We start from the raw sequence: 3,792 nt of genomic DNA on the forward strand, positions 1-3,792 counted from the left end.
CAAAATCTATTTTTATAGAACCTGCCAATAGTAATGAACCAAAATACCTAGAAGTTAGTATGGGTTTTAATCCAGATAGGATTATGGAACCTCATGTTCATATACTAATGGAATCTGATGGACATGGTAAAGAAAATGGAGTTGGAATGGATGAGAATGTTAAAGGTTCTTATTTTGAAGGAGGAGGAAGTAATGAATACTATAATAGCTATACTAGGAATTTTGATTGCAGGTTTAACATAATGATTTCTAGTTCTAATTCTACAGAGGTAACTATGATTTATTATGTAATTAAAGCACTAATCTATTCTATGACTAGAGATTTTGATTTAAATGGATTTAAAAACCTTAAAATAAGCGGAGGAGGATTAAGTCCTCAACAACAAATAGCAGATAAACTTTATTTAAAATCAATATTTATGGAATTTGATTATGATATGACAGTTCCTAGATTTTGGAATGGCAAGTTTGCAACAGATATAATATTAGAAAATACTAAAATAGAAACAAGATGAAAAAACAAAAATACAGCAGTGGTAAAATAGTAAATTTACTCCCACTTAATAACAGAGATAAGTTTATTATTAAGAAAAAATACGCTGGACAAGAACACACAAAAGACGAGTGGAAAAAATTACTAAATAACTGACATACTCTCATAGTTAAAGCTTATGAGGTTATAAATACTACGCTTGTACTAATGTACTACGTTGACGTATTAACGCTCTGCCCAAGCGCATTATATTTTTACTAGCATTAATATCTGCATTACTTTCCACTCCACAAGAAGTACATAAAAATTTAGATTGATTAATCCTAGAATTTTTATCTATTGTGCCACAATTGTTGCAGGTTTGACTTGTGAATTTAGGGTTAACCTTAATAAACGTATTGCCGTTCCATTCAGATTTGTACTTTAGTTGCTTGAAAAACTCAGACCAGCTAACATCTGATATATGTTTAGATAAATAACGAAGCTTAATCATATTCTTAATATTTAAACCTTCAACTATTATAGTATCAAATTCTTTTTTACAATAAGTCAATTGTTTCATTAAATCAAATTTTGATAGATTGACTTTTTTAGATTGATATGCATATATTTTTGTTTCTAAAGCAAGGTTATATACTGCCCTACAAGTATTGATATAATTATCCAATAACAACTCTTGTTGCTTGGATAATCTTAATCTATACTTATATGTTTTTATTATATGCACAATGCAAATATAAGAATGTAATTGTATTATACAAAATTTATTTAAAAAATGTGGGGTATAATAATATAGTTAAAAAAAAATAATACAAAGTAATATTTTTTAACTAACTTTGCTTAAATTAAAAAGATTAAAGAATGGCTACTTCATTTATATTTGATGGTAAAAAAATAAAACGTCCCGGTGTTTATTCACAAATAAAGTCCGGTATTAAAAATCCACCAGCTTCTTTAGATTTTGGCAATGTTTTGATTTTAGACACCGGAATAGGTGCTAGTTGGAATGGAGGTGCTGGAATTAATGGAGAGTTAGAAAGTGGTAAGGATGCAATATACTCCTTTCAGGATGTAAGTTCATATAAAGATTTTGTGCAAGGAGGAATACTTTGGGATTTAGGAGAAAGTCTTTTTAGACCTTCTGCACTAGGTACTGCCGGAGCTTCTAATGTAACAATTGTAAGGGCTGCTACTACTGTAGGAGCAACTATTTCTTATACTTTTACTGGCGGTGGAGCTGCTGGAGGAACATTTGCATGCAAAGTAAAAAGTGAAGGTTTAGTTGGAAATGGCGCTGTTGATACTGATGGAAATCTTACAAAAGGCTTTGCTGGATTAATGAAAGCAGGTGTTATTGATACTTCAAAATTTGTTCTCGAATTTTATAAAACAGGCTTTGTAGGAGTTGATTCTGATGGAGATGCTTTTAATTTTGTAAGTGCAAGCGATTCAAGTCCTGAACTTTTAGCTAGAAGTGTAGAATTCTCTAATATAGCTGAACTTATTGCATGGGGCAATTCTGATTTTAACTTTAAACAATTCTTTGAATTAACTTCTGCTTCTGTTGTTACAGGAACCGGAGTTGTCGATACAGATGATTTGGCTGCCAATTTATCCTTTGAGTTAGCTGCTGGAGGAACTGAAAGTTTTTCGAGTGATGATTTAGATGCTGCTTTAGATGCAGTTTCTGATTTATCTATTGACTTTATTTTAGCTAGTGATTATGGAGCTACTCCTACAGCTACAAGTGCAAACAACTTAAAAATACTAGCTTGGATAGCTGAAGAGGCTAAAATAAAACCAGATTTATATGTTGGAGGCGGATTAGATGTTACAGAATTTTCAACTGCTACAGGCTCACTTGCTACTGCTACTTTCTTTGATAGCCAATTTGTAACTGTAGTGCATGGAGGCGTAAAAAAGAATACTCCTAATGGGGTTAAAATTCGCCCTTCAATTTATCATGCTGCAAGTGTTTTGGGGCGTGAAGCTGGTTTAGCTCCACAAGTACCACTAACTTTTAAAAATATCAGAGTAGATGGGATAGCTCACTTACTTAACAGCAAAGAAGAAATTCAAGGCTTAGATGGTGGTGTTTTAATGACTAATTTGGACAATGGTTCTTTTGATATTGTAAAAGGTATTAATAGTTTACAAAGAAATGATAATCTTATTAATGAAGATGGTACTACTTCAAGTAAACAAATTAGAAGGGTTTCAAGGCAAATCAATAAAGAACTTCTTTTTAATGTAAAAAGAGATTTATTAAAACAACCTAATGGAGTTAATAGAAATACTTTAACTGCACAGGATGTAGAAGAATATGTAAAAGGCTATTTAAGAGATATTACAGCTAATTCAATAAGCGACAATTTAATTCTTGGTTTTCAGAATGTTGTTGTTGAATTAGACAGAGATGCTTATAGAGTTAATTACGAAATTATTACAAACAGAGAAATTAGCTTTGTATTGTTAACAGGTTTTATCGTTGAATAATTAAATAAAAAGATATGAATTCATTTACTGGAGCACTTGCAATTATAAAAGTTCAAGGAGAAGCTGTTGGGAAAATACAAAACATTAGGGTTAATGAAAACATTAATCGAGTAGATGTTAGGCAACTAGGAGACCCTATACCTGTTGAATCTCCAGTTGTTCAATGGAGTGGTACTTTAAGTTGTTCTATAATTGAAGTAGATTTTGACAAAGGAGGTATTAAAAATGCAATAAGAAGAGATGTTCAATCAAATGAAGAGTATTCTGACCAATTGCTTTTAAATCCTAATGGAGTTCAAATTGACATCTTTAAAAAGATAAGTGATGTAATTGACCCAAATACAGGTTTAATTAGATCTACTATAAAGCCATTTGCAGTAATTACAAAGGTTTTAATTGATTCTGATTCATTTAACATTAATGAAGGACAAGTTGTATTAAGAGATCAAAGTTTTAGATTTCTTTCTCCTGTTATATTTCCTAAATAAAGATTGTTTTTGTTTTCTTTTAGTTTTGAAGGAGTGCTTGAAAAGGCATTCCTTTTTTTATTTGAAAAATTTTGAAAATATTTTACAATTAAGTTTGCATAATAAAATATTAGTGTTACATTTGTGTATAAGAAAAATTGAAAAAGAAAATCGTAAATTTGTAAAATGGAAAATCTCAAAAACAAGCTTTTACTTTCTGCTCGTAGAAAGGCTCAACAAAGCTACAGAAACAAACCTTTTGATGCTGATTATTTAGATATATTTGGAGCCAGTAAGGTAATGAAATACTTATTTTCTACAGTAAGTGTAGTAACC

The 3,792-nt window shown here is 30.5% G+C and carries 4 protein-coding genes; 3 read left to right on the forward strand and 1 reads right to left on the reverse strand.

Going from position 1 to position 3,792, the window contains the following annotated elements; translation table 11 throughout:
• Nucleotides 1–515 (forward strand): hypothetical protein (locus AB1Z17_RS11510; RefSeq protein WP_368051940.1); only part of this gene is annotated, 515 nt, incomplete at its 5' end.
• 171 nt (nt 516–686) lie between these two features.
• Here the strand turns inward: AB1Z17_RS11510 and AB1Z17_RS11515 are convergent.
• A complete protein-coding gene (locus AB1Z17_RS11515; protein ID WP_368051941.1) occupies nt 687–1,220 on the reverse strand; it encodes an RNA-guided endonuclease TnpB family protein in 534 nt (177 codons plus the stop codon).
• A 134-nt stretch (nt 1,221–1,354) separates the two neighbouring features.
• Between AB1Z17_RS11515 and AB1Z17_RS11520 the strand changes: the two genes are divergently transcribed.
• Together AB1Z17_RS11520 and AB1Z17_RS11525 are read left to right on the forward strand one after the other, a co-directional pair.
• The gene (locus AB1Z17_RS11520) at nt 1,355–2,989 is read left to right on the forward strand and encodes a hypothetical protein (protein WP_368051942.1); all 1,635 of its coding nucleotides are present in this window, start codon (nt 1,355–1,357) and stop codon (nt 2,987–2,989) included.
• 14 nt (nt 2,990–3,003) lie between these two features.
• Nucleotides 3,004–3,477 (forward strand): hypothetical protein, encoded by a 474-nt coding sequence (locus tag AB1Z17_RS11525; RefSeq protein WP_368051943.1) that lies wholly within the window; start codon nt 3,004–3,006, stop codon nt 3,475–3,477.
• Nucleotides 3,478–3,792 lie beyond the last annotated feature (315 nt).

Source organism: Lutibacter sp. (assembly GCF_040883305.1).
Taxonomy (GTDB): Bacteria; Bacteroidota; Bacteroidia; order Flavobacteriales; family Flavobacteriaceae; genus Lutibacter.